We start from the raw sequence: 5,035 nt of genomic DNA on the forward strand, positions 1-5,035 counted from the left end.
CCAGACGCCGGGAGAGCCGAGCTTCAGCCTGCGCGACCGGGACTTGCGCTTTTCGAGACTCGACCGCTCGGACCTGCATCAGGCGGATCTCACGGGGGCCGATCTCAGGGGCGCATCGCTGATCGGCACCGATCTCAGGGGCGCATGGCTGCAATGCTCCGACATCCAGCAGCTCCTGCTCTCGGAAGACCGCGTGGCGGCGAACTGCACGACCGCGCGGCGGGCCAAGTTCACGCGCGCGCGTCTCGACGGCGCACGCATGACCGGCGCCGATCTGCGCGGGGTCCGTTTCGAGGATGCGAAGCTCGAAGGCGCGGAGCTTGCCTATGCGCTTCTCCAGGGCGCCAACTTCTCCTCGGCGCGGCTCGACAAGGCGGATCTCACGGGGGGTGTGCAGGCGCAGGGCGCGAACTTCCTGATGGCCAACCTGCAGGGTGCCGACCTCACGGGCGCGAATCTGACGGGCGCGGTCTTCTCGAACGCCGACATGACGGGCGCGGTGCTGAGCTACGCCCGTCTCGATGCCGCGGGCCTCGCCGACGCCAAGCTCGACGGCGCCGCGCTCTACCGCGTGTCCCTGCGCGGGGCCGACATGGGCAACGCCAGCATCGTCGGGGCCGATCTGCGGGAGGCGAAGGTCTGGAAGACGGTGCCGCCAAAGGCCGATGCGGAGAGCTTCGCCGATCTCACAAGCATCGCCATCACGCAGTTGACGGAGCAGGACGTGAAAGAGCTCAAGGCATCCGCCGACCGCATCCTGGGCCGGCGCACGCGGGCCCGGACCACGGATGCGCTGGCGCCCCTGATCAACCTCGCCGAGGTGGCGAAGTGGAGCTCGTCCTCCGACCACTGGACGTGGCGCAGCTTGGCCTCGGCCGGCGGACAGACGTATCCGGATCTCTACAAGCCGCGCATCACCGACTACCTCGTGCGCCTTCAATGCCGCCCCCGCTGGAGCAACGGCGCGGTGGCGACAGGCATCGCGCGGCGCGCGCAACGCCCCGAGTTCCAGGGCGACCTGATCACGGTCTACGATCGGCTCACGGACGCGTCCTGCCCAGCGTCGAAGACCGTCGTGCCGAAGGTGCTGAGGGATCTGACGGCGGCGGCGGATATTGCGCGTGGCGGGTAGCATCCCGTTTTTGGGGTTGCGTCCGCGCGTCCGCGGGATTAGAACATAACGAGAACTCTGCGGTTGCGCCGGTGCTGCGCCGGATGTCGCTCCCGTGTCGGATTGCGTGCGAGCTTCGGCGGTCTAACCCGCGCCCAAGCGCCGGAATTTGAAAAAGCTTGGGACAACCGCGGCGGCGGTTCGCGTCCGCGGGCCGATGCGCGTAGGGTGCTGCAACTCGAGTCGCGGCGTGGAGTGCTTCCCCGCGCAGGGCAGGCGACCGGTGCCGGATCGCCGGAGCAGGAACAACAAGGAGTAGGACCATGGCCGGATCGGTCAACAAAGTGATCCTGGTCGGAAACCTCGGGCGCGATCCCGAGATCCGCCGCACGCAGGACGGGCGTCCGATCGCCAACCTCCGCATCGCCACCAGCGAGAGCTGGAAGGACCGCAACAGCGGCGAGCGGCGCGAGAAGACCGAGTGGCATTCGGTGGTGATCTTCAACGAGAACCTGTGCCGGGTGGCGGAGCAGTATCTGCGCAAGGGCTCCAAGGTCTACATTGAGGGGCAGCTTCAGACGCGCAAGTGGCAGGACCAGCAAGGCCAGGACCGTTACTCGACCGAGGTCGTGCTGCAGGGCTTCAACGGCCAGCTCACGATGCTCGACGGGCGGCAGGGTGCCGGCGGCGGCCTTTCGGACGGCGGGCAGTCCGACTACGGCGACGATGCCGGCGGCGGGTTCGGCGGCGGTGAGCCGAAGCGCGCGGCGCGCAGTGGCGGCTCGAAGGGCGGCATGGACAAGCCGTTCGACGACGAGATTCCGTTCTAGTTCCTTTCCCGCCCGCGTGGCGACAGCTGTGAGATCAGCGTGCATCGCTGCCTCTCCCCATGGATGGAAAGAGGGGGCAGCGCATACCGTTACCGTTGTGCTTGCTGATGCTTGCGTGGGTGCCGGCCTTCGCCGGCATGACGTCACTATATGCGGTGGCCGACTGCCAAAAAATTGATGTCACCCCGGCGGCGGGCAGGGTCCACGCAGCAAGTCTTGGCGCGCATGCGACATCGGTGGGATCGGGCCGAGCTTGCAGCGGCTCAAGGACTAGCTAGCGGCCCTTGTGCTTCTGGCGCTTGCGCTCCTTGCGGCTCAGACGTCGTGCTGGCTCGGAAGCGGCTTGCGGATCGTTGGGCACGGAGAGGAGCGCGACAGGCGTGCCCGTGCCCGGCTGCTTTGGCGCCGTTGTCGCGCTCGCGAGCCGCTTCGCCGGTCGCTGCGCCATGAGTTTCTCGGCATCGGCGTGGTCGCGGGCCGACTGGCCCTCGATGAAGATGCGGCGCACGGCAGGGGCGCGGCTTCGGATGGTCCGCTCGATGCGCGCGACGGCGGCCTCGAGGGCGGCGGCCGGCATGCCGTCCTCGAAGTCGACGCTCGCGACCACCAGGATGCTGCGCGGGCCCAGGGCGAGGGTGCGGATCTCGTTCACGGCCCGGATCGGGTGGCCGGGGCCGACCTCGGCCACGACGGCCTCGTGGATTTCTCTGCGCACCGGCGGGGAGGCGGCCTCGCCGAGGATGAGGCTCCTGACCTCGATGCTCATGACGGCCGCCACGGCACCGAGCAGCAATGCGATCAGCACGGCGGCATAGCCGTCGGCGGCAGGGCGTCCGGTGGCATCGGTGAGGACGAGGCCGACGCCGGCCACGGCGAGGCTCGCGAGTGCGGCCAGGCCCTGCGTCGAGATGGTGAACAGCACCGGGACGCGGGAGGCGCGCAGTGCCGCGGCGCTGTCGCCGCGGCGGCGCTTGAGCTCGGAGACCGCCTTCCCGGTCGCGAGGCCGAGGAGCACGAGCGCAAGGGCGAGCACGATGTAGGTGGTTCGCACGTCCGTGACGGGGCGCGGATCGACGAGCTTGGCGATGCCGTCCTGGAGCGCGACGCCCGCCGCCAGCGAAAAGAGCAGGATGGCGACGACAACGCTCCAGAAATAAAGCTCCTTGGCGTAGCCGAACGGATGCGCGGCGTCGGCCGGCTGCCAGGCGCGCCCGATGTTGAGCAACATGAGGCCCTGATTGGCGGCACTGACGCCGGCGAGCAATGCGACGGCCAGCAGGGCCGACGAGCCGGACCAGGCCGCGCCCACGAAGCCCGCGAAAGCGGCCGCGGCGTTGGCTGCCAGCGCGACGATGAGCACGCCTCTCAAGCTCGCCGGTGCCACGCGTTCTGCTCCTGTCGATCGCTGTTGCCCTGCCTCGTGTTTAGGCGAGTTTCGAGGTTGCCGAAAGCTGGCACGAGAAAGCCCCGCCGCGCCGCCGCGGCGGCGCGGCGGGGCTCGTGGTGATAAGCGCTTTGGGCGCCGGCGTGTGTGTCTTAGGGGTTGGCCGGCGCGGGCTGCTCCGGTGTGGCGGGCGGCGTTTCGGGAGCAGGCGCGGGCGCCGGTTCGGTCGATGAGCCGCCGACGGCTTCCTTGGCGGAGTCGATCGCGCCCGAGACGGCTTCCTTGGCACGGTCGAGGGCCGGGCCGGCCGCTTCCTTGGCCGCGTCGAGCGCCTCCTGGGCTTTCTGCTTCGCCTCGTCGATCTTAGGCTTCGACTTGTCCGAGAACTCGTCCACCTTCTCCTTGGCGCGCTCGAACAGCGACTTCGGCGGCTTCTTGCGCTGGAACTCCGGCGCGGTGTCGAGGGTCTCCTTGGTCAGGTCCGGCAGGGAGACGAAGAGCGTGCCGTCCTTCTCCTCGAACTTGAGCGAGTCCAGGCTGACACCGACCTTCTTCTCGGCCCAGCCGAGATAGCCGCCGGTGCCCATCACCACGCCGACGACCTGGTTCTGATCGTTGATGATCAGATCCTCGACGTCGCCGACGATGGTGCCCTCGGCGCCGTGCACCTTGGCGCCGATCAGGTGGTCCTTGGCCAAGTACTCGGTTTCGGACTGGGCGGGAATGAAGGTGGTGTCGGCGCGGGCCGCTGCCAGGGGGGCGGCGACAAGGAGGGCGACGGCAAATAACGGGAGATGTTTCATGAGGGTCGTTTCCTAGGGAGGCGATGATCCGCGCAGAACGTGTGGTTCCGGGGGAGGCGTTTTCAAGCACGCGACCATGGAAAGCTGAGGGCAGAAGCGCGACTTATTGACAAGCGTAACGTCGCGCCGGGGAGAAAATGCCCGGAATCCGGGATTGTTCCGCCCCGATTCTGGGGAGGAGCCCGGGGGAGGCCCGCTCCGCCATTGCCCCGGCGGCTGGCGGTCGGGTAAACTTTCGAGGATCAATAGCAGACATTGGCTCGCGGACGGGCGCCTTAGATTCGCGCCCCTGCGACACGGACCAGGATTTCCATATTGAGCGACACCAGCGACCGGCCCGGCGCGTCGGGCCCGAGCGATATCCTCCCCGTCATCATCCAGGACGAGATGAAGCGCTCGTACCTCGAATACGCGATGAGCGTCATCATCAGCCGTGCGCTGCCCGACGTGCGCGACGGCTTGAAGCCCGTGCATCGGCGCATCCTCTACGCCATGCAGCGCCTCGGGCTCGACTGGAACAAGAAGCACATGAAGTCGTCCAAGGTCGTGGGCGACACGATGGGCGACTTCCATCCGCACGGCAACCTCGCCATCTACGACGCGCTCGTGCGGCTGGCGCAAGACTTTTCCATGCGCGTGCCGCTGATCGACGGGCAGGGCAACTTCGGCTCCGTCGACGGCGACCCGCCGGCCGCCGAGCGCTACACCGAGGCGCGGCTCTCGAAGATCGCCGGGTTTCTGCTCGACGACCTCGACAAGGAGACGGTCGACTTCAAGCCGAACTACGACGACCGCCTCGAAGAGCCCGTCGTGCTGCCGGCGAAGTTTCCGAACCTGCTCGTCAACGGCGCGGGCGGCATCGCCGTCGGCATGGCGACGAATATCCCGCCGCACAATCTCGGCGAGG

General features: G+C 68.1%; 5 protein-coding genes. 3 read left to right on the plus strand and 2 right to left on the minus strand.

Annotation, left to right across the window (positions count from 1 at the left end):
• Nucleotides 1-1,132, plus strand: a 1,132-nt coding sequence (locus IT540_RS17665; RefSeq protein ID WP_291180890.1) for a pentapeptide repeat-containing protein, incomplete at its 5' end; no start/stop codon positions are given.
• A 302-nt stretch (nucleotides 1,133-1,434) separates the two neighbouring features.
• Nucleotides 1,435-1,941 carry a single-stranded DNA-binding protein gene (locus IT540_RS17670; protein ID WP_291180892.1) on the plus strand — a complete coding sequence of 169 codons (507 nt, stop codon included), beginning with the start codon at nucleotides 1,435-1,437 and terminating at the stop codon, nucleotides 1,939-1,941.
• 274 nt (nucleotides 1,942-2,215) lie between these two features.
• Here IT540_RS17670 and IT540_RS17675 read toward each other — a convergent pair whose 3' ends face one another.
• Nucleotides 2,216-3,325 carry a cation diffusion facilitator family transporter gene (locus IT540_RS17675; protein WP_291180894.1) on the minus strand — a complete coding sequence of 370 codons (1,110 nt, stop codon included), beginning with the start codon at nucleotides 3,323-3,325 and terminating at the stop codon, nucleotides 2,216-2,218.
• Nucleotides 3,326-3,477: 152 nt separating this feature from the next.
• Nucleotides 3,478-4,128, minus strand: coding sequence for a PRC-barrel domain-containing protein (locus tag IT540_RS17680; protein WP_291180896.1), 651 nt, complete (start codon nucleotides 4,126-4,128; stop codon nucleotides 3,478-3,480).
• Nucleotides 4,129-4,515: 387 nt separating this feature from the next.
• Here IT540_RS17680 and IT540_RS17685 point away from each other — a divergent pair.
• Nucleotides 4,516-5,035: DNA gyrase subunit A (locus IT540_RS17685; protein ID WP_291180898.1), on the plus strand; the 520-nt coding region annotated here is incomplete at its 3' end.

The sequence above is a fragment of the Hyphomicrobium sp. genome (genome assembly GCF_020852195.1).
Classification (GTDB): domain Bacteria; phylum Pseudomonadota; class Alphaproteobacteria; order Rhizobiales; family Hyphomicrobiaceae; genus Hyphomicrobium_C.